Here is an 18,172-nt window from a genome sequence, read left to right on the forward strand (position 1 = left end):
CCCATTTATTCATCTATTTTGGGGCTATTTATCTACTTCGTGTCTACTTCGTGGCAGTTATGGACGCAGTTAAGGCGGCTTTTATGGGGCTTGCACAGGGCTTTTTATGAGGCCATGTATAAGACTGTTAAGGAGCGGTGTATATAAACTGCGTATTGCACATAACTACTTTAATGTCGGTAATTTGTTTGCCAGTACTGCATGGCACTGAGCAATAATCGACAACGCGATACTTTCTGGCAAGTCGCCGCCGATATCAAACCCCGCAGGGCTGGCGAAGAAGCCTTGAAAATCACTTTCTTTAATCCCAGCTAACGCGAACATTTCATCTTTACGGTGAATAGGTCCTAACATGGCCACGTACTTCAGCGGGTACCGAGATAACATTGCTAAGGCATTACTGTCTATTTGTCGGTGATGAGACATCAACACCGCTGCATCGATATTGTGTTCTGCCACATGCAAATTCAGTGCTTCGGCTTCTGTCGACTCGACAATAAAGTTAGCATCACCGAAGTGCTCTACCCTTGCCTGTGCTGGCCTAGGATCCCATACGCTCACCGACCACCCTTGCTGCACTGCCATCTTCACCACAAAAGTGGCATCGTATCCACCGCCAACGATAAGTAGGTGTGGAGGCGGTTCACAAGGTACTGTTAGAAAGCACTTACCGTTTTGGGTATCAAGTAAAGCGGCCGTTTTTTTAGCTTCAGGCTTCACACGAGTGGTGTTGTCAGCCTGTTCGCTGTTACTCGCTTGCTGGTTGTCGCAAACGCTAACAGAGGAGGAAAGTTCGCCATTAACTTCTTGCTTCCATAAACAAGGTTGCCCGCTCACCAAATATGAATACACAGTATGTAACTGTAAATAGTGATTATCACTAGTTACAGGTAACAGCGCTAAATGTACAACCCCGCCGCAGCCTACACCTAGTTTAAAGGCAATGTCTTCTTCATCGTTATCATCATAAACTGCTGTACGATGCTTACCATCTTGCATTACCCGCTGGGCTTGTTTGTTAATGTCTGATTCAAGGCAGCCACCACTTAACACACCTAGTTGATGCCCAGCATTGCTGAACAACATGACAGCCCCCGCTTTCCTGTAACAAGAGCCTTCCGTCTTATATATAAGCCCCAGCACCCACTGGTGGGCATCCTTTATCGGATGCCACTGGGCTAAAAGGTATATTAGCTGATTACTCATTGCTCAGTAGATGCCTGAACAATAAATTGCGCTAAAGTGTCTGGGTCTTGTGCGCCTGCGACACCGCTATTGCCAATCACAAAAGTAGGTACACTTTGAATACCACGTTGCAACCATAAGTTCTCGTGCTCTCGAACCACATCTGCATAAGTTTGATTGGCAAGAAGTTCACTTACCTCTTGCTCGTTTAGCCCCACAGACACCGCTTCGTTGACTAACACGTCTATATCATTCACGTTTCTTCTTTCACTGAAATAGGCGGCAAATAAGCGTAATTTTAGCGCTTCTTGCTTACCGTTTTCCCCTGCATAGTGCAGTACTTGGTGTGCATTGAAGGTATTCGCCATACGCATGCCGTCGAAGTAATCAAACTTAAAACCAACCGATGCACCTGCATCAATAAGTTGTTTTCGGTTTTGATCACTTTGTGCTGGTGTAAGCCCGTATTTTTCCATTATATGTTCACGAACATCTTGCCCTTCTTGCGGCATGTTCGGGTTAAGTTCAAACGGGTGAAATTGAATAGTTACTTCTATATCGTCTAATTGCGCGATGGCTTTTTGTAGACGTTCGTAACCAATAATGCACCAAGGGCAAACTACGTCTGACACCATATCTATCGTTACTTTTTTCATTGCACCTCCAGCGCGAAGCCATAAATATTGTTGGTTTTTAAACACCTACTAAATGAATAATGTATTGTAGGGGTGATCCTTTCAGCTTCAACCAACATTGCTATTTTTACCGACCAATTCATCAAGTTCTTCGTTCACTAACTTCACAACAGCGTTAGACCACAATTGATAGCCTGCAACTTGCGGATGAAAGCCATCTTCAGCCATGTATTTGAGCGTGTTGTCTGATTGATCATTACCTATTGGGTTTAAGGTTAGTGTGAGTACGTTAACCTCATGATATTTGTTCACCAGCTTAAGCAAGGCGGTATTGAGGTACTTCGCTCTTTGCCCTAACACCCAACGTAACGGTTGGGGTAGCGCGGGAAATTCGTGCATAGGAGGCAGTGCGGTAAATACCACCAACCTGCACTGGTATCGCGCTTTTAGTATTTCGATTATTTGCGTGACATTACTACGCCACCGGCGCCAGGACGTAAAACCTGTTACATCATTTACCCCTATTGAAATAACCGCCACGTCGAACGATCTGCATTGAAGAGGCGTGTCGAAACTATGGGTAGAAGTGATTGTTGATAGGGACGTTGAATTAGCATAATACGTAGGATCAAGGTTGGGTTTAGCCCGCTGCAACATGGATAACAAATCCGTACTGTTAACCCCTGTCTTGGCCTTTAACTCCCAATTAACGCAAAAGTTTTCCGACAAACTGTTAATTAACCAGCCAGACAGTGCTTGTTCTTGAGTAGATACTCCCACGCCAGCGGCAGCGGAATCTCCTGCAATAAGCAACGCCAAGGGAGCCTTCATTTTCTGACAGCTTACCGGAACGCCGCTATGTGCATCGCCTTTAAGATGCACCTTGTTGGGGACATTGCTAGCGCACTGGCAACAACCCACTCTTTTACCGGTAGGTTCCGGTAATTTGAGCGTTTTTTTCCTTACTAGCAGGCCTTGTACTAGTAAAATTGGAAAAGTGACTATAATGAGTATGTTTAAGAGCAAAACCTTGAACGAGATCAATAAACACCTTACTAGTTTGCATTATTATCAATGATGAAATGGGTTTACCACGAAAGAAAGACCCTCTGTATAAGTGTCTTTCGCTACTTTACTAGCAAACTAAGCAGAAAATAACTATGAATTCGCCAATTGATCGCGCCACAAGTACAATTACAAAATATGCACAACAGGCGCCACGTTACACTTCTTACCCTACTGCGCTTAAATTCGAGTCGGTGAACGACGGGTTATTAGAGAGCGCGTCTGAAAACTGCGGCGCCGATACCATAAGCTTATATATTCACATCCCTTTCTGCGAACAGCTTTGCTATTACTGTGGCTGCAATAAAATAGTAACTCGCCACAACGAAAAAGCCGACCATTACCTTAGCTATATTGAAAAAGAGATGGTAGCGAAAAAATCGCTTTATAAAGATAAAAAAGTAGTCGCGCTTCATTTAGGTGGAGGATCTCCCAGTTTTCTTTCAGCAATACAACATACTTATTTAATGTATTTGATTAAGAAACACTTTCTTATTTCAAGCGAAGCAGAGTTTTCGATTGAGTTAGATCCTAGAAATGTGACCTGTGAATACCTAGAAGATTTAAATGAGTTAGGTTACACCCGCGTTAGCTTTGGTGTACAAGATATAAATGTAGATGTTCAGCAGTCTATCAATCGGGTTCAAAGTACGGCGCACATTGCCAGTTTAGTGTTTGATGCAAAAAACATAGGGTATACCTCGGTTAATCTAGACATAATTTATGGTTTGCCCAAACAAACTATGGAGAAGTTTCGCACCACGGTAGTAGCAGTAAAAGCCATGTCACCGGACAGAATCTCTCTTTTTAGTTATGCCCACTTACCCGACAGATTTGCCGCCCAACGCAAAATACCGCTAGATACTCTACCCACCCCGGATGAAAAAGCGGCAATGCACCAAATGGCAGTAGAAAGTTTTTCTAAAACAGGCTTTGAAATGATTGGTTTAGATCACTTTGCGAAGCCCAGCGATACCCTAGCCATGGCTAAGCATAACCATGTATTACACCGAAATTTTCAAGGCTACACCACGCATAAAAACAGTGATTTACTTGGTTTGGGCGTATCTGCCATTAGTACAATTGGCAATGCATATGGCCAGAATCCTAAGCAACTCAAAGACTATTACAACCGGTTGGACAACGACATTCCGCTAACCGCTAACGGCATTGCGTTAAGCCTAGACGATCGCATCCGCCGAGACGTGATTATGTCTTTAATGTGCAATTTGTATTTAGACAAAAAAGACATTGAAGATAAATATGGCATAAAATTCAATGGCTATTTCTGTATTGAATTAACGAGCCTTAAATCCTTAGTGACCGACGGTATTATTGAGCTTAGTGACCGATATATTAATGTGCCCGATAAGTCTCGCATTTATATAAGAGCAATATGTGCAAGGTTCGATGCTTACCTAAATAAAGATCATCATATCTCTCGCTATTCAGCGGCAATTTAGACAATGGGAATATAAGGCTGGGAATTTAGACCTAGAAAACTTAGATCTAGAGAACTTAGATCTAGGAAGTTAGTACCTAGGAATAGTAAACGCTGCACTTTAAAACGCTTTGCAAACCTACTGAAGTTTGAACCTAGCCACCACGGATAAACCAGGTTCAAGTTTCAACCTTTCAATCGACAAGGTGCTTACTCTGGCATACAACACTTGATTACCATGAGTTAGCATCACGATTGCGGTTTGTAGTTGCTGGTTTTCAGATTGCGGTATTTCAGGGTGGTAAATTTCCACTACTTCGCACGGTAACGCGTTTAAGATACTGCTAGAGGGCACATTCACTTGTGTATTGGTATCGATACTCACCTCGCTGGCAAAAACGACTATTTTTCCTCGCTGGTGATGCTGGTCAGTGCTTAACCCTTGCTCATCTTTATTATTCGTATTCAGTTTACTATCACATTGCACGGTAGCTTTGGCGTACAATATATTGCCGCTTACATTCAAACGCGTAAACGGGTGAGGAAAATCATCCGAGTTCTTAATTATCTCACCTTCTAAAATGGCACAGGGGTTTTCTACGCTTCCTTGGCTAGCGATTTTCGCCATAACGTAAGCAACTGAACCCGTCGCCTCTACCGCGCCATCAACAACAGATATCAGCCCATCACAGAATAGAGCCAAGTCTTGAACATCGTGAGACACCATGATCAATTTTATATTTAGGCGCCCACAGGTTTTGACTAGAAATCGTAGGATTTTGCTGCGTAAAGCCGCATCTAATGCGCTTAACGACTCATCAAGCATCAGCACATCTGGCCCATTAACCAATGCACGCGCTAATGCCACCCGCTGCGCTTCACCACCTGAAAGACTGTCTATTGATTTATGCAGTAAATGTTCGCACTCACAACCAGCAATAGCATGCTCAACTTTTAACGCCTTTGAGCCAGCATGACGTTCGGCCAGTGCTAAATTGCCTTTTACATTTACATGAGGAAATAGCATAGGCTGCTGAAATACCAAACCTACCCGCACGCGGATGGGCGCGCTATTTACGTTTATTGCCTTGGTAACTGAATGCGCGTTAACTGTTGCGCTAGCAATAGGTTTAGCGTCTTCAGCAAACCAATTAACACTTACTGATGCTTCTTGTTCGAACCCAGCTAGCGCACGAAGCAAACTGCTTTTGCCTGCGCCTGATGGCCCAGTAATACCCACTACCTGCATGGAAGATGGTAATGCGGCTTTCGCACTAATGCGGTTTACTAACGAGACATTGAACTCCAACCTTGTCCTCCTTTTCCATTAAAGCGATACAGCAGCGTAAGCAGTAAAAATGAAAACAATAGTAGCCCCAACGAAAGTGCATGTGCTTGGCCATATTCTAAGGCTTCAACGTGTTCATACAATGCAATTGAGAGCACTTGGGTTTCGCCTGGAATATTCCCCCCAATCATTAACACCACACCAAATTCACCAATGGTATGCGCAAAGCTAAGACCGAATGCCACTATCAACGGCGCTTTGCACAAAGGAAGTATGATGCTGAAAAACGCCTCTATTTTTCCAAAGCCTAATGAATGCGCCACTTCAACATACCGTTTATCGAGTTGAGTAAAGCCGCTATACAAGGGCTGCAGCGCAAAGGGTAATGAGTAAATAAAAGAGCCTATCACTAAGCCTTCAAAACTAAACGCTAGCTGATGGCCTGTGAGCCATTGCCACCCTTCCCCAACTGGGCTTTGGGGCGAAAAAGCCACCAACAGGTAAAAGCCGAGCACGGTGGGTGGAAGCACTAAAGGTAATGCAAGTACCGACATGAATACGGGTTTTAATTTATGTTGCCAATTTGCCAACTTCCACGCCAGAGGAGTAACCAATACCATTAACAGCACGCTGGTTAAAAAGGCCAGTTTTAGGGTTAACCCTACCGCAGCAAAGGCGCTATGTTCTAGCATTTATGGTATACCCCTAGTGACTCTGTTATCTACTCGCTTGTTCTCATTAATACTGGAAGTTACGCTAACCGATAATGAATCATCAGCGGGTTGATAGCCCCAATTGGGCAAATTTCCCTGTACGTCTAATGACAATAAGTAACGAGCAAATGCAGATGCTGCGGCTTTTCTGTCGGCTGCGGCGGTAACTGCAAGGCTTTGTAATATTGGTTGATGTAGGGTGTCGGTAATGAGTATTGCCCCATCGCCTTCGACCCCGCTTTCGACATAAGCATTGCGCCCAGAAATATTTTGCTCATCAGCCTCATTTATTCGCTTATCAGTCCAATTAATTCGCTTGTCAGCTAGGGCGAGGGAGTATGCCACCAAGGCATAATCGGCGTTACCTGTAGTAAAAAACTGATAGGTTTGAAGTACGTTTTTACCCATCACAATATGGGGGGAAACAGCATTCCACTGATTGGTATTAACAAGATACTGCTTTGCTGCGTTGCCATAAGGAGCAAGTTTAGGGTTAGCGATAGCCAGCTTTTTCCCAGCCAATGCCCCAGCAGTAAAGTGTGGTGTTGAAGCGGTAGTATGAGAAGACAGAAAGGCCAACCTACCTTTAGCGTAAACATGCACATCTTCAGCGCTAACACGCCCTGCCTTTATCAACGCATTGGGCCTGGCTGTATCGGCAGAGAGGAATACATCAAATTGAGCACCATGAGTAAGCTGCGCAAATAGGGTTCCACTGGAAGAAACGGTAACACTGACTTCTTGCCCGGTTTTCTTGAAATAATCATTGGCGATGGTGCGTAAAGGTTTAGCAAAATTTGCGGCTACAGCAATTTGTAATGGCGAAGACAATATGGGCACTGCCGTGTCATAAGTGGCGACATCTTCCTTAGAAGCGACTACTTCATGGTGTTCATCATGCTGATGGTTGTTTTTGGAAATAGCATTATTATCAGCAATGGCATTTTTATAAGCGTAGGTCTGTTCATATGAAGAGAGAGTAGTGTCTGATACTGCCGCATTACAGACAAGACACAGAGTAAAAAAAACAACGGATAGAAACGCACCCGCGCGGCCTTTAGGGTTACCAACTTGCATGCTTAAAAACGCGGGGGAAATTCTTAAATACGTGAGTATCATTTTTAAACACGCCGGTATCTTTGCGCCAACCGCCATTGCTATTTTTCTCTCAACCAGGCCAAAGCGGCCTTGTCGTCTGAGGCTTTTACCTCAACCCAACGAGAATTATCTCGGGTGAACTCTTTTTTCCACAAGGGGACAGATTGCTTAAGCATATCCATTAAAAAGTTAGCGCCTTCAAATGCCGCAGCGCGATGGGGTGCGGCAGTGCCAACCCAGACTATTTGCTCGTCGTTATATAATCGGCCAACACGATGAACCGCGCCTGCCGAGGTGAGCGAAAATCGAGTGATGGCTTCTTGCACTAAGTTGGTTAGGGCTTGCTCTGTCATGCCAGGGTAATGTTCAAGCTCAATACCTAAAATATTACCATCGGCATTGTTGTCTCGTACCAAGCCGGTAAAAGTAACAATAGCGCCTACATTGCCTTTGGCTTTTTGGCTAGCTTCTTGGCGTAAGCGATTGTATAACCACTGTTGATCGAAATCGGCGTCGCCAATTAATGCGAACATGATTACCCCCCTGTTACTGGTGGGAAAAAGGCAAGTTCGTCACCTGGTTGCACATGAGTTTGTATATCGCACAGTTGCTGGTTTCGCGCCATTAATACACTGCCATTCTCGCTACCAGCAGAGGCACCAAGGGCTTGCGACCATTTGTCACTACGGCTTTTTAGCAAGGTAATAACGTCACCCATGGTGATGGCACTTTCAGGCAGCGTTAATGTAAAGCTACCTTCTTGGGTAATTTCACGTAATTGCGCAAAGGTTTTCACGGTTACATTCATGTTGAGTCCTATGAAGGTAAATTACTCACCTAATGTTTTATTGTCGTTGGTGTGGCTGCTAGCCGGCTCATCGATGCTTTGCCAATGACCCGTTTTACCCCCTTTTTTATCGAGTACCTGAATGCCTTCTAAGCGCATACCAGGGTCGATAGCCTTACACATATCAAACAAGGTAAGCAGGGCCACGTTCACACCGGTAAGGGCTTCCATCTCTACCCCTGTTTTGCCACTTAGTTTACAAAAACAGGTGGTTTTTATGCGGTTATTTTCGGGCTCGATGGCAAAGTTTACATCTACTTTCGAGAGCGCAAGAGGGTGGCATAACGGAATGAGATCGGCGCATCGCTTTGCCCCCTGAATACCTGCAATACGCGCAACGGCAAATACGTCGCCCTTGGCAATAGTGGCATTGCTTATTTGGTCGATAACCTCTGGACTGGTATATAAATACCCTTGGGCAGTGGCTTCTCTGACGGTTACTGCTTTATCGCTAACATCCACCATGTTAGCTTCGCCGCCTGCATTTAAATGACTAAATGTGGCCATTACGACACCAAGTGTTTAACGAAATTACAGGGTTTAAAATCGACATCTAACTGGCTAGCAATAATTTTTTCCCAACCGGTTTTACAAGCGCCTGTAGAGCCGGGTAAGCAAAAGATGACAGTATTGTTGGCAAAACCAGCAATAGCGCGAGACTGGATGGTAGAAGTACCAATTTCTTGGTAGCTTACCTGGCGAAACAATTCACCAAAGCCATCGACCTGTTTATCGAACAACACACTGATAGCTTCTGGCGTAGAGTCTCTGTGGGTGAAGCCCGTGCCACCAGTAATTAATATACCGTTAATATCGGGGTTTGCTATCCACGCCGACACTATAGCGCGCTGCTGATAGATATCGTCTTTTACTAAGGCTCTGTCGCCTAAGTTATGCCCCGCAGTATTTAATGCGTTAGTTAAATAATCCCCTGACTTATCATTTTCAAGTGTGCGGGTGTCAGAAATGGTAAGTACCGCCAAATTAAGCGGCTGACTAACTACAGACATAAGAAATCCTAAATTGATATGCGACATTTATTCAGGCTTTGATAAAGTACGCCTAAATTAATACATCATGTTACGTTCAGCTTACCACATTGATGTATGCGGCAACATATACTGCGCCAGCGGCGCTCCGGTTTTTTAGTCAGACGCTGAGCTGTTATAAAGAGTCGATTTTATAACATGCTGCGCCCAACCTGAAAATTGTTGTGGATTGGGAGCATGACTCATTGCCTTGTACCAATATGAATTAAAAATAGTGGTAAAGCTAAAAAGCACAACGTAAATAATACAATTTATCTATGAGGGTAAAAGGATTGTATTCAATAGCTTGGATGTCAATTACTTGGGCAACCAGTTTCCTTTTTGCTACTGTGCCTTACTTGCTCACTTATTTTTACACTAAGGTTAATGCGTAAATGAAAACCCCGCTATCTACTAAGCAGGTAATGCGATACAACCGGCAAATTGTACTGCCTCAAGTTGATATTGATGGTCAGGAATTGTTGGCGTCGTCTCGCATTCTAATAATTGGTGTAGGCGGTTTAGGTAATGCGGCGGCCACGAACTTATGTGGCAGTGGTGTGGGCAAAATTACGCTGATAGACAACGATATTGTTGAGCATACCAACCTCCCCCGCCAAACCTTGTTCGATGAAAGCCAAGTTGGACAGTCAAAAGTGATGGCAGCGAAAGTCAGACTATCGCAAATGAATAGCGATTGTGAAATTGTCAGTATTGAAGCGAGTTTGCTTCAAGACAATATGCCACTTACTGCTGGAAACCGCGCGGGAGAAGAACGCACTGAGACAAACAGCGCAGAGGAAGGGGCTACTAAGACAGGTGCGACTGAATTAGAGAAACCTGAAATCAATACCCACAAACTGTTTGGCGAGCACGACATTGTGCTTGATTGCACCGATAATACTCAAAGCCGCGACCTTATAAACCGCTTGTGTTATAAACACGGCGTTCCTTTAATTTCTGGGGCAGCCATTCGCTTTGAAGGTCAATTATTCGTAGCTAAACCCGGCGAAAGCCAATGCTATGCGTGTTTACGTAGGTTATTTAGCGCGCCTGAATTAAGCTGTACCGAAGCAGGTATTTTTTCGCCCATCGTGAACATTGTAGGGACCTACCAAGCACTGCTTGCCATGCAGGTATTAATGGGAGTAGGTTCAGTTCCGGTAAATACCTTGTTGACCTTCGATGGTTTGCAGCATGAATGGCAACAATGGACGCTACCCGCCACACTGCAGTGTGATGTTTGTGGTAATCAGAATAAAGATGTTGATGAAGGTTAGCGCATATGAGTAACAAAAGTATTAGCATGGGCGTTTTATAAGTTCCTGCATAAGTACTTATATTGGCACTAATATAAGCGCTAGCATTAGCGCTAACGAGAGCATCAATAACTAACAACGACATGAATAACAACGAATTAAAAAGAGAGAGTTATGACAACTGAGGTTGTTAAGCAGCATATTGTCGTGGCGCAAAACGCCTCTGGCAGAAACATGAATGTGCCCATTTACAGAATGCGAGGCGCAAGACCCGGCCCCACCGTATACATTCAAAGTTCGATACATGGCGCCGAAGTGCAAGGTAACGTAGTGATATACCACCTTATCCAACGCTTAAAAGACATGGATATTTGTGGTGAAGTTATCTTGGTACCCAATTGCAACCCGGTGGGCACTAATATAAAAGCCGGCGAATACACCATGGGCCGCTTCGACCCTGTCAACGGCACCAATTGGAACCGAGGCTATCATTTTGACAAAGACAGTGTTGAGCAATTTGCTAACACCGTTACCCCAGAAGAGTCGGTACAAGGCATAAAGCAGCGTTTCAGAGCGTTTTTATCAAACGCGATAGATACTAAGCTTGCCACACCTTGGGGTTTGGGCTTAGCACAGCAGCTAAACTTAAAACTACAGCAATTAGCGGTGAACGCTGATTTTGTACTGGATTTGCATAACGGCCCTGTTTCAACACGCCATATTTATGTGCCTGAGTATGCTAAGCCTAGCGCTAGTTTGTTTAACATACCCCATTGTATTTTTATTCCCAATGTTTTTGCTGGCGCATTAGATGAAGCTACTTTTTGCCCATGGTGGACGCTACAAGAAAGTATTGAGGCAAACCTGCAGCGAAATATTGAGTTTAACGTTGAAGCTTTTACGCTTGAAATGGGTAGCCAAGAGGTGATTAATTTCACCGAGGGCGATGTGGATGCACTTAGTATACTCAGTTACCTAAATGCAAAAGGCGCACTGCACAATTGTGATGTTAAGCCTAATGATATGACTCGGTTAGGGGTAATGCTAAAAGACTATAAAACCCTGTTTACTGACTGGGGCGGCATGGTGGAATACCTGGCAAAACCGGGGGAAAGCATTAAGGCTGGTGAGCCCCTTGCGAAAATTCTAAATATTGACGAGCTTGATAACGATAATGGCAGCCGCTTATTAAACGCTCCTTGCGATTTAATCCCTATTTTGCACTTTCCGTCTGCATCGGTATTAAGTGGCACACAGCTTTATAAAGTATTTACTAATTACGAAACGCTCACCTAACAAAGGTGAGCAGCATGGCGCTAGTGGTCAAATGCGCCTTTTTGTAAAAAATGAACAGTTTGCTTTGCCACTTCTTCGCTATATCGCATTTGAGAATGGCCAACGTCGATGGTGATAAAATCAGTCATGCCTTCCAATTTAGTAGACTCTACTGATACCAGGCCATCGTTTGGCCCGTTGAACCTGTCGTTCGTTAAGCCTAACGGCTTGGTGCCCGCAATAATGCCAATAGTGAAATCTACCGCATCAAGGTTATTGCCCAAGCTTCTAGTGCCAGTGACTAACGCACGGCTAATTCCCCCACCTAGGTTCATTAACCAGCTGTCATTATAATGATCGGCTAATTCACTGCCTTTGTTTGGTGTACCTACCAGTACTACCTTTCCCACGTTCACGGCTTCTAAGGCTTCTTCATGGTTTTGCAAGTATGCTCTAATGACTAAACCACCAAGCGAGTGCCCTACAAAATGTACTTTGGGGGCATTTTGTAGGCACACATCTATTTGGCTGGCTGTTTCATCTAATACCGAAGCCACACTCACCCCGATGGTAGTGTAGTCTAATAGACATACTTTATAGTTCGCGTTCTCCAACCGCTTAGCAAAACGCCACATTGCCCAATCACTTCTACCCAACCCGTGGGCTAGCACAACAATCTCATCATCTGCTTGGTAATTAAGCGGCTTCGCTTCAGAGTTAGCACAACCCGTAGTTAGAAAAAGCACTAGCAATAAAACCGTTAAAATAACTGTTCGGAGCATCATTTAACCTACATTTTTACGCACCTAACCGATAACATATAACTCTTTTTGAGTTTAGTTCGGCGAATTTCTCCCTTATGAGAGTTCCACCACGAATAGGCAAGTGTTCTAGCAAAAGCTTCTTTTTGAGTGGCATTACTGCTTGTCCAAAACTCAGTATACATGCCTTGGGTTATATACCAATTACCAAGCTTTACACCCGCTGGCGTAGCAGAAAATTTATACTTATTGACTTGGGACTGGTCAAAACGCTTGAACAAAGTATTTGGCTGCGCAGCTTTAAGTGTAATAGCCACGTCTTTCTCGCCTCTCCATCCTTCTTTATCAAGATCAGATTCGGCAATACCAATAGCTGCCTCTAGCGATTTCCAGTCTTCATCTGATGCCACTCGCCATCCCGCAGGACAAATATTTCGCGAGTTGGAAACATCATTCCAATCATAAAGCCTGCCATAGCTTGATAAATTTTTGTCGTTATCATCCGGGACGAAACCCGTATTAACCGGGGTACCGTCCTGAAATTTAGTCGATCTTAAATTCTCAGCCAGCCAGACTCTATCGCCAATTTTCACAGTGCGATAAACATTACCCTCAATATCTTGTATTAAGCTTTGAGCGGAGTTTTGTTCAGGGCTTTGAGCAGCCTGTTGAGTATTGCTTAACTGACTACTATTGTTAGCCGATGAATTCATTGTTATTAACATACTGATACCCACACCAAAAATTAATTTTTTCATCTTTGAGCCCAAGCATAAAGCGCCTTTCTTATTAAATTAAAGCGGCCAGTTAATAGCAGTTTCTTTCTCAGAAAGCGCCCACAACCGAGTTAACGCGTCTTTCTGCACAACAAATGATTCAAGCTTACCCTCACCTACCGGGCCACCAAAATTCATTAGCCCCGTTGGGCCATAATAAGCACGCTCTTTTAAGTTTTCTTCGGTGGCACACATTACCTCTGGGTACGCGCCCTTTTCAGCCGTTTGCGCCAGGCCGATCTTAACCATAAATGCCCACGAAATTCGGGTCATTAAACTTGCGCTTTCCCTGATAAGAGAAGTATTAGAAGCCCCAGGGTGACAAACGTATACCTTCACATTTTTTCCAGCCGCTTTGATTTTGTCCTGAAGTTCATAGGCAAACATCATTTGAGCTAGCTTACTTTGGCTGTACACTTTATTTGGATGGTAGTTCTTATCCCAATTCATATCATCGAATTGAATGGCTCTTAATCCCATTTTGTGGCCTTCACTAGACACCACTACAATTCTGCCTTTTGATGCTTCAATTCTTTCAAAGAGCAAACCACATAATAAAAAATGACCGTAATGGTTTACCCCTAACTGACTTTCAAACCCATCGACAGTTAGCTGTTGTGTGGAGATTTGAGCAATTGCACCATTACACATAAGCGCATCGATTTTAGGCACCTTTTCTAGTATTTCTTGCGACGCGCGCCTTACTGACGCCAATTCCGCTAAATCTAATGGTATAAAGCTGACTTTAGCTTCATCACCAAACTCGGTTTGTAGCTTGGCGATGGCAGCTTCTGATTTACTAAGGTTACGATTTAGCATTACCACGCTCCCCCCTTTCGACAACAAGATTCGCGTAGCCTGAAACCCCGCCCCACTATTTGCGCCAGTGATTAGAAACGTTTTTCCCGAAAGAGACCCCAAACGCTCGGGAGTCCAACCTTTAGGGCCAAATGGGTTATTCGTCGCCATAAAATTACCTGCCAATGTTGATTATTCAGTCACCGCCTTGCTTGTGGTAACCCGTGTTAGTCTTTGTGACGTGCTTTAAATTCAAACCGCACAATAAAGTGCATTATAGTGCTTGAAAGGTAGATTTATCAGGCGCAATAATCGCTAAAAAATGCCTATTTGTATCAATCTGATTATTTTTAGGTTTACTTACAGCAAGAGGATTACTATTGCGGAATTTGAGATTTATTAGACAAAAATAACTTTGCAAAAATACTGTTTATTTATACAGGCTCATATTCAGTTGCATAAGTCCGATTTATTACGGAATTTTTCCGCCTTTCTTGTGGTGTGCTTTAGGGGTTATAAATAATGACTTGCCAATCAGGAGCTTAAAAAATAGACTAGGACAATAAATCAATGAAATATGGAAATTTTCCACCTTGCATAAAGGATTTTTTCCGTACACTAAATTGTTATAACTACAGGTAGCAGTGGTGATTTTTTTCATTCAAGGAGAGAGCAAATTTCTAATTCCCTAAGTAGACAAATTCAACTAATCATTGCTTTGGTTATTTCAATAACTGTTGCTATTTTTGTGCTGATCTGGGCTCGAACAGATAGTCCTATTTATAGACCTCTAATCCAAGATATGCGCCTAGTAGACTCCGTTGAAATAGTGGACGTTTTAGACCAAGAAGGCATCAGGTATTACTCGGATGTCAAAAACCATATGCTGTATGTAGACCAAGCGAAATCTGACTTAGCAAGGGTAGCTCTCGCGAAGAAAGGGTTTGTTATTGAATACCCCGAAATAACTAAGCATAGCGATTTAAATACAGCATATGATGAATTCATAAAGCAAGAGGAAGAAAAAGAACTAAACGGTCAAATCTGGGAACAACCAACGTTTCTCCCATTAGTTAAACTTGTCATGGGTGCATTGGTTATCATTGTTCTTATTCTTGCAGTAGTTCGCCCAATGCTAAGACAGTTCTTATTGGATGAAGAGGATGAATAGTTATAACAAACCGGTCAAGCTCGCGCACTCCGTTCGCTGGGACAGTTCCTCGCATGCGGCTCCGCGATTTTCGCATGCAAGCAACTGCCCCTTACCGGAACGTTATGTGCCATGAGTGAAACCAAAATTATTATCGTTTTATTAGCTGTACTTCTAGTTCATTTTGTTTTTGCAATTGTTGTCACATCACAGGTATCCAAGGTGATTTTGAGGCTTCAGAAAATTAAAAATAATAGGTACGCTTCAAAGAAAATAAATGAATTAGAACGTTATAGAGTATTCGCTTTGTTCGCTCCAATTTTTGGCCCAATAGTGGCGTATGGAATACTTAAAGGAATTAAGCCTGGTATTTCAGAGAAAGGTTATATGGCAAATAACCCAAACTCACCTAATGTAAATTCGGAAGGAGATTGAGGCTTGGCACATAACAAAAAAATTAAGGCACTCACTTCGTTCGCTGGGACGCATACACGCGGGGCGGCTTCGCCATTATGCCCCACATGCCTGCGCCCCTTATTTAAAAGTTAGCAGGCACTACTTATTCTATTTATAATTGTGTTTGGCTAATAGAATATTTCGCAACAAAGGATTGGTGCTTTTAGCTTTCCTTCCTTTTTTGTGTTCTAGTTTAGTTTTTTAATTGATTGGTAAGCATTTTTTGTTATTGTTTATCAATCGTGTTTTGGTGGGTAAGTAGTGCAGCGTATTTTTTGCTTCTCACTTCCACTAATTAAGTTTTTGCATGTTTGGTAATTATAGTGCGCTAAGTCACTTTGCTGCTAACAAGCAAATCAACGGGACACGTACAGTTTGCTCGCGCTCCGCGCATTATAGCAAAATGTACTTAGCCCATTATTTGGGCGTTAGCAGGCAACACTTAATTCAAATTTAATGGTTGTCAGCTTAGCATTTCACACCAAAGGATTGGTATTTGTTTCCTTTCTTTGTTGTGTTTAACTTTCGTTTTTTAATTGATTTGTAAGCATTTTTTGTTATTGTTTATCAATCACGGTTTGGTGGGTAAGTGTTACCCAGTGTTTTTGGTCGTCACTTCCGTCAATTAAATTTTAGCGTTAGTGGTAAGTTTTGTGTTTTTAATTCAAGCTGCTGCTAACAAGGTTTTAAAGCCGGACTAGTAACAGTTGGCTCGCGCTTCGCGCAGTTTAGCCTAACTGTTTCTAGCCGCTTAAAATGGCGTTAGCAGGCACTACTTATTCTATTTATAATTGTGTTTGGCTAATAGAATATTTCGCAACCAAGGATTGGTGCTTTTAGCTTTCCTTCCTTTTTTGTGTTCAAGTTTAGTTTTTAATTGATTGGTAAGCATTTTTTGTTATTGTTTATCAATCGTGTTTTGGTGGGTAAGTAGTGCAGCGTATTTTTTGCTTCTCACTTCCACTAATTAAGTTTTTGCATGTTTGGTAATTATAGTGCGCTAAGTCACTTTGCTGCTAACAAGCAAATCAACGGGACACGTACAGTTTGCTCGCGCTCCGCGCATTGTAGCAAAATGTACTTAGCCCATTATTTGGGCGTTAGCAGGCACTACTTATTCTATTTATAAATGTGTTTGGCTAATTGGATATTTCTCAACAAAGGATTGGTGCTCTTAGTTTTCCTTCCTTTTTTGTGTTCAAGTTTAGTTTTTTAATTGATTGGTAAGCATTTTTTGTTATTGTTTATCAATCGTGTTTTGGTGGGTAAGTAGTGCAGCGTATTTTTTGCTTCTCACATCCACTAATTTAATCTTTGCGTTGTTGGTGTTTTTAGTGTTTTTAATAAACCTTGCTGCTAACAAGCAAATCAACGGGACACGTACAGTTTGCTCGCGCTCCGCGCATTGTAGCAAAATGTACTTAGCCCATTATTTGGGCGTTAAATGCAATAATCAAGGATGGAGTATAATGTCAAAAGTTTTAGGTAGCTGTTTGTGTGGTAAAGTTTCTTTCGAGAGTAATAATAGTTTCGAGCAATTTCACCTTTGTCATTGCATTCAGTGCCAAAAAACAACTGGTTCGGCTCATGCATCTAATCTATTCACGACTCCAGAAAACATAAAATGGTTAAGTGGTTCTAAATTAGTTAAACGCTTTGATGTTCCAGGACGAGCTATTTCTAAAGCTTTTTGCACTGAATGCGGTTGTGGGGTTCCATACCTTTCAGGTTCAGGAAAAGCTTTAGTTATTCCTGCTGGTTGCTTAGACTCTGAGCCTGCTATAGAGCCTCAGGATAATATATTTTATTCTGAAAAGGCTAAATGGTATGACAAAGCTATTTGTGCAAAAAAATTCGAAAATCTTCCAGAGTAAATTGCACTTAACAAGTTACTGAAAAGGACAAAAAACAGTTGGCTTTTTGCTCCTGCGTCGCTAATTTTAGCCAACAATTTTTCGCCTCTTAGTAAGGCGTTATGTGTTTTTAGGAAATATGGCTAAATTATTTTTGTGTTTGTTGTTATTTCGTCGCACAAAAATAGCGTTTTAGGTTTGGTGTGTAATTTTCGCCAAACTAATTTAGGTTTACTCACTAATAAGCTTTGCGCTATTTTTACTTCGTAAATGCAAAGCTATTAATGTCGGTTGTACCCTTTGTGAGTGGCTCAAAAAATTCGGTTAAACGCACAGGCAACGGTGCAAATAATTTCAGCTTGGTGTTAAAGTAAACACATAACAAGCATTTAAACAGGGACAAAAAACAGTTGGCTTTTTTCGTTCCTCAAAATTTTAGCCAACAACTTTTTGCCCATTAAATGGGCGTTATAAGGCGTCAGCCTAAACTTCGTTTGCCTTAGTAAAAAAAGTGGTGCAACTACCCTTACCTGTTTTCATTAGC

Annotated in this window: 18 protein-coding genes and 1 pseudogene; 6 read left to right on the forward strand and 13 right to left on the reverse strand. The window is 42.6% G+C overall.

Features of this window, described 5'->3' with window-relative positions; genetic code table 11:
• Positions 1 to 165: 165 nt before the first annotated feature.
• The 3 genes from J5X92_RS05185 to J5X92_RS05195 all read right to left on the reverse strand — a co-directional run bounded on the left by J5X92_RS05185 (position 166) and on the right by J5X92_RS05195 (position 2,651).
• On the reverse strand, positions 166 to 1,206 hold the full coding sequence (locus J5X92_RS05185; RefSeq protein ID WP_208804890.1) for an XdhC/CoxI family protein: 1,041 nt from the start codon (positions 1,204 to 1,206) through the stop codon (positions 166 to 168).
• Complete coding sequence (locus tag J5X92_RS05190; protein WP_126872754.1) at positions 1,203 to 1,841, reverse strand: DsbA family oxidoreductase; 639 nt, start codon at positions 1,839 to 1,841, stop codon at positions 1,203 to 1,205. Before J5X92_RS05190 ends, J5X92_RS05185 begins: the two co-directional genes overlap by 4 nt.
• An 87-nt stretch (positions 1,842 to 1,928) precedes the next feature.
• On the reverse strand, positions 1,929 to 2,651 hold the full coding sequence (locus J5X92_RS05195; protein ID WP_244360253.1) for an SGNH/GDSL hydrolase family protein: 723 nt from the start codon (positions 2,649 to 2,651) through the stop codon (positions 1,929 to 1,931).
• Between the two features lie 329 nt (positions 2,652 to 2,980).
• Between J5X92_RS05195 and hemN the strand changes: the two genes are divergently transcribed.
• Complete coding sequence (gene hemN, locus J5X92_RS05200; RefSeq protein WP_126872753.1) at positions 2,981 to 4,348, forward strand: oxygen-independent coproporphyrinogen III oxidase; 1,368 nt, start codon at positions 2,981 to 2,983, stop codon at positions 4,346 to 4,348.
• Between the two features lie 117 nt (positions 4,349 to 4,465).
• Here the strand turns inward: hemN and J5X92_RS05205 are convergent, their stop codons facing one another.
• The 7 genes from J5X92_RS05205 to moaB are packed head-to-tail and all read right to left on the reverse strand — an operon-like array spanning position 4,466 to position 9,282.
• A complete protein-coding gene (locus J5X92_RS05205) occupies positions 4,466 to 5,635 on the reverse strand; it encodes an ATP-binding cassette domain-containing protein (RefSeq protein ID WP_208804892.1) in 1,170 nt (389 codons plus the stop codon).
• Positions 5,614 to 6,306: a molybdate ABC transporter permease subunit gene (gene modB, locus J5X92_RS05210; RefSeq protein WP_126872751.1), complete on the reverse strand. Its 693-nt coding sequence runs from the start codon at positions 6,304 to 6,306 to the stop codon at positions 5,614 to 5,616. Before modB ends, J5X92_RS05205 begins: the two co-directional genes overlap by 22 nt.
• On the reverse strand, positions 6,307 to 7,482 hold the full coding sequence (modA, locus tag J5X92_RS05215) for a molybdate ABC transporter substrate-binding protein (protein WP_208804894.1): 1,176 nt from the start codon (positions 7,480 to 7,482) through the stop codon (positions 6,307 to 6,309). It lies immediately after the preceding gene.
• Positions 7,483 to 7,484: 2 nt separating this feature from the next.
• A complete protein-coding gene (locus tag J5X92_RS05220) occupies positions 7,485 to 7,958 on the reverse strand; it encodes a molybdenum cofactor biosynthesis protein MoaE (RefSeq protein WP_126872749.1) in 474 nt (157 codons plus the stop codon).
• A gap of 2 nt (positions 7,959 to 7,960) precedes the next feature.
• Positions 7,961 to 8,233, reverse strand: a complete 273-nt coding sequence (locus J5X92_RS05225; protein ID WP_126872748.1) for a MoaD/ThiS family protein — start codon at positions 8,231 to 8,233, stop codon at positions 7,961 to 7,963.
• Positions 8,234 to 8,254: 21 nt separating this feature from the next.
• Positions 8,255 to 8,779 (reverse strand): cyclic pyranopterin monophosphate synthase MoaC, encoded by a 525-nt coding sequence (gene moaC, locus J5X92_RS05230; protein WP_126872747.1) that lies wholly within the window; start codon positions 8,777 to 8,779, stop codon positions 8,255 to 8,257.
• Positions 8,779 to 9,282 (reverse strand): molybdenum cofactor biosynthesis protein B, encoded by a 504-nt coding sequence (moaB, locus tag J5X92_RS05235; protein WP_013783769.1) that lies wholly within the window; start codon positions 9,280 to 9,282, stop codon positions 8,779 to 8,781. The genes moaC and moaB overlap by 1 nt, the downstream gene beginning before the upstream one ends.
• 413 nt (positions 9,283 to 9,695) lie before the next feature.
• On the opposite strand from moaB, the gene J5X92_RS05240 reads away from it, so the two are divergent.
• The gene (locus J5X92_RS05240) at positions 9,696 to 10,580 is read left to right on the forward strand and encodes a ThiF family adenylyltransferase (RefSeq protein ID WP_126872746.1); all 885 of its coding nucleotides are present in this window, start codon (positions 9,696 to 9,698) and stop codon (positions 10,578 to 10,580) included.
• A 153-nt stretch (positions 10,581 to 10,733) separates the two neighbouring features.
• On the forward strand, positions 10,734 to 11,855 hold the full coding sequence (locus tag J5X92_RS05245) for a succinylglutamate desuccinylase/aspartoacylase family protein (RefSeq protein ID WP_013783767.1): 1,122 nt from the start codon (positions 10,734 to 10,736) through the stop codon (positions 11,853 to 11,855).
• Positions 11,856 to 11,875: 20 nt separating this feature from the next.
• Here the strand turns inward: J5X92_RS05245 and J5X92_RS05250 are convergent, their stop codons facing one another.
• From J5X92_RS05250 to J5X92_RS05260, 3 genes are read right to left on the reverse strand one after another with little or no spacing between them, the layout of a single operon-like run.
• Entirely contained in the window at positions 11,876 to 12,619 is a 744-nt protein-coding gene (locus J5X92_RS05250; protein ID WP_208804896.1) for an alpha/beta fold hydrolase, read from the reverse strand.
• 5 nt (positions 12,620 to 12,624) lie between these two features.
• Positions 12,625 to 13,353 (reverse strand): fibrobacter succinogenes major paralogous domain-containing protein, encoded by a 729-nt coding sequence (locus J5X92_RS05255; RefSeq protein WP_244360257.1) that lies wholly within the window; start codon positions 13,351 to 13,353, stop codon positions 12,625 to 12,627.
• 36 nt (positions 13,354 to 13,389) lie between these two features.
• A complete protein-coding gene (locus J5X92_RS05260; RefSeq protein ID WP_208804899.1) occupies positions 13,390 to 14,340 on the reverse strand; it encodes an SDR family oxidoreductase in 951 nt (316 codons plus the stop codon).
• A 577-nt stretch (positions 14,341 to 14,917) separates the two neighbouring features.
• Between J5X92_RS05260 and J5X92_RS21395 the strand changes: the two are divergent.
• The 3 genes and pseudogenes from J5X92_RS21395 to J5X92_RS05275 all read left to right on the forward strand — a co-directional run.
• Positions 14,918 to 15,106 (forward strand): annotated as a pseudogene (locus J5X92_RS21395) (hypothetical protein); the annotation flags it as partial.
• Between the two features lie 345 nt (positions 15,107 to 15,451).
• Entirely contained in the window at positions 15,452 to 15,754 is a 303-nt protein-coding gene (locus tag J5X92_RS05270) for a hypothetical protein (RefSeq protein ID WP_126874042.1), read from the forward strand.
• Positions 15,755 to 17,244: 1,490 nt separating this feature from the next.
• Positions 17,245 to 17,649: a GFA family protein gene (locus J5X92_RS05275; RefSeq protein WP_208804903.1), complete on the forward strand. Its 405-nt coding sequence runs from the start codon at positions 17,245 to 17,247 to the stop codon at positions 17,647 to 17,649.
• Positions 17,650 to 18,172 lie beyond the last annotated feature (523 nt).

This window comes from Alteromonas sp. K632G, assembly GCF_017653625.1.
GTDB classification, from domain to species: domain Bacteria; phylum Pseudomonadota; class Gammaproteobacteria; order Enterobacterales; family Alteromonadaceae; genus Alteromonas; species Alteromonas naphthalenivorans.

Coding starts and splice junctions, on each gene's coding strand:
- J5X92_RS05250 (WP_208804896.1), bottom strand. CDS start 12,619: ATGATGCTCCGAACAGTTATTTTAACGGTTTTATTGCTAGTGCTTTTT.
- J5X92_RS05185 (WP_208804890.1), bottom strand. CDS start 1,206: ATGAGTAATCAGCTAATATACCTTTTAGCCCAGTGGCATCCGATAAAG.
- J5X92_RS05240 (WP_126872746.1), top strand. CDS start 9,696: ATGAAAACCCCGCTATCTACTAAGCAGGTAATGCGATACAACCGGCAA.
- modB (WP_126872751.1), bottom strand. CDS start 6,306: ATGCTAGAACATAGCGCCTTTGCTGCGGTAGGGTTAACCCTAAAACTG.
- hemN (WP_126872753.1), top strand. CDS start 2,981: ATGAATTCGCCAATTGATCGCGCCACAAGTACAATTACAAAATATGCA.
- J5X92_RS05220 (WP_126872749.1), bottom strand. CDS start 7,958: ATGTTCGCATTAATTGGCGACGCCGATTTCGATCAACAGTGGTTATAC.
- J5X92_RS05255 (WP_244360257.1), bottom strand. CDS start 13,353: ATGAAAAAATTAATTTTTGGTGTGGGTATCAGTATGTTAATAACAATG.
- modA (WP_208804894.1), bottom strand. CDS start 7,482: ATGGCGGTTGGCGCAAAGATACCGGCGTGTTTAAAAATGATACTCACG.
- J5X92_RS05225 (WP_126872748.1), bottom strand. CDS start 8,233: ATGAATGTAACCGTGAAAACCTTTGCGCAATTACGTGAAATTACCCAA.
- J5X92_RS05270 (WP_126874042.1), top strand. CDS start 15,452: ATGAGTGAAACCAAAATTATTATCGTTTTATTAGCTGTACTTCTAGTT.
- J5X92_RS05190 (WP_126872754.1), bottom strand. CDS start 1,841: ATGAAAAAAGTAACGATAGATATGGTGTCAGACGTAGTTTGCCCTTGG.
- J5X92_RS05245 (WP_013783767.1), top strand. CDS start 10,734: ATGACAACTGAGGTTGTTAAGCAGCATATTGTCGTGGCGCAAAACGCC.
- J5X92_RS05195 (WP_244360253.1), bottom strand. CDS start 2,651: ATGAAGGCTCCCTTGGCGTTGCTTATTGCAGGAGATTCCGCTGCCGCT.
- moaB (WP_013783769.1), bottom strand. CDS start 9,282: ATGTCTGTAGTTAGTCAGCCGCTTAATTTGGCGGTACTTACCATTTCT.
- moaC (WP_126872747.1), bottom strand. CDS start 8,779: ATGGCCACATTTAGTCATTTAAATGCAGGCGGCGAAGCTAACATGGTG.
- J5X92_RS05275 (WP_208804903.1), top strand. CDS start 17,245: ATGTCAAAAGTTTTAGGTAGCTGTTTGTGTGGTAAAGTTTCTTTCGAG.
- J5X92_RS05260 (WP_208804899.1), bottom strand. CDS start 14,340: ATGGCGACGAATAACCCATTTGGCCCTAAAGGTTGGACTCCCGAGCGT.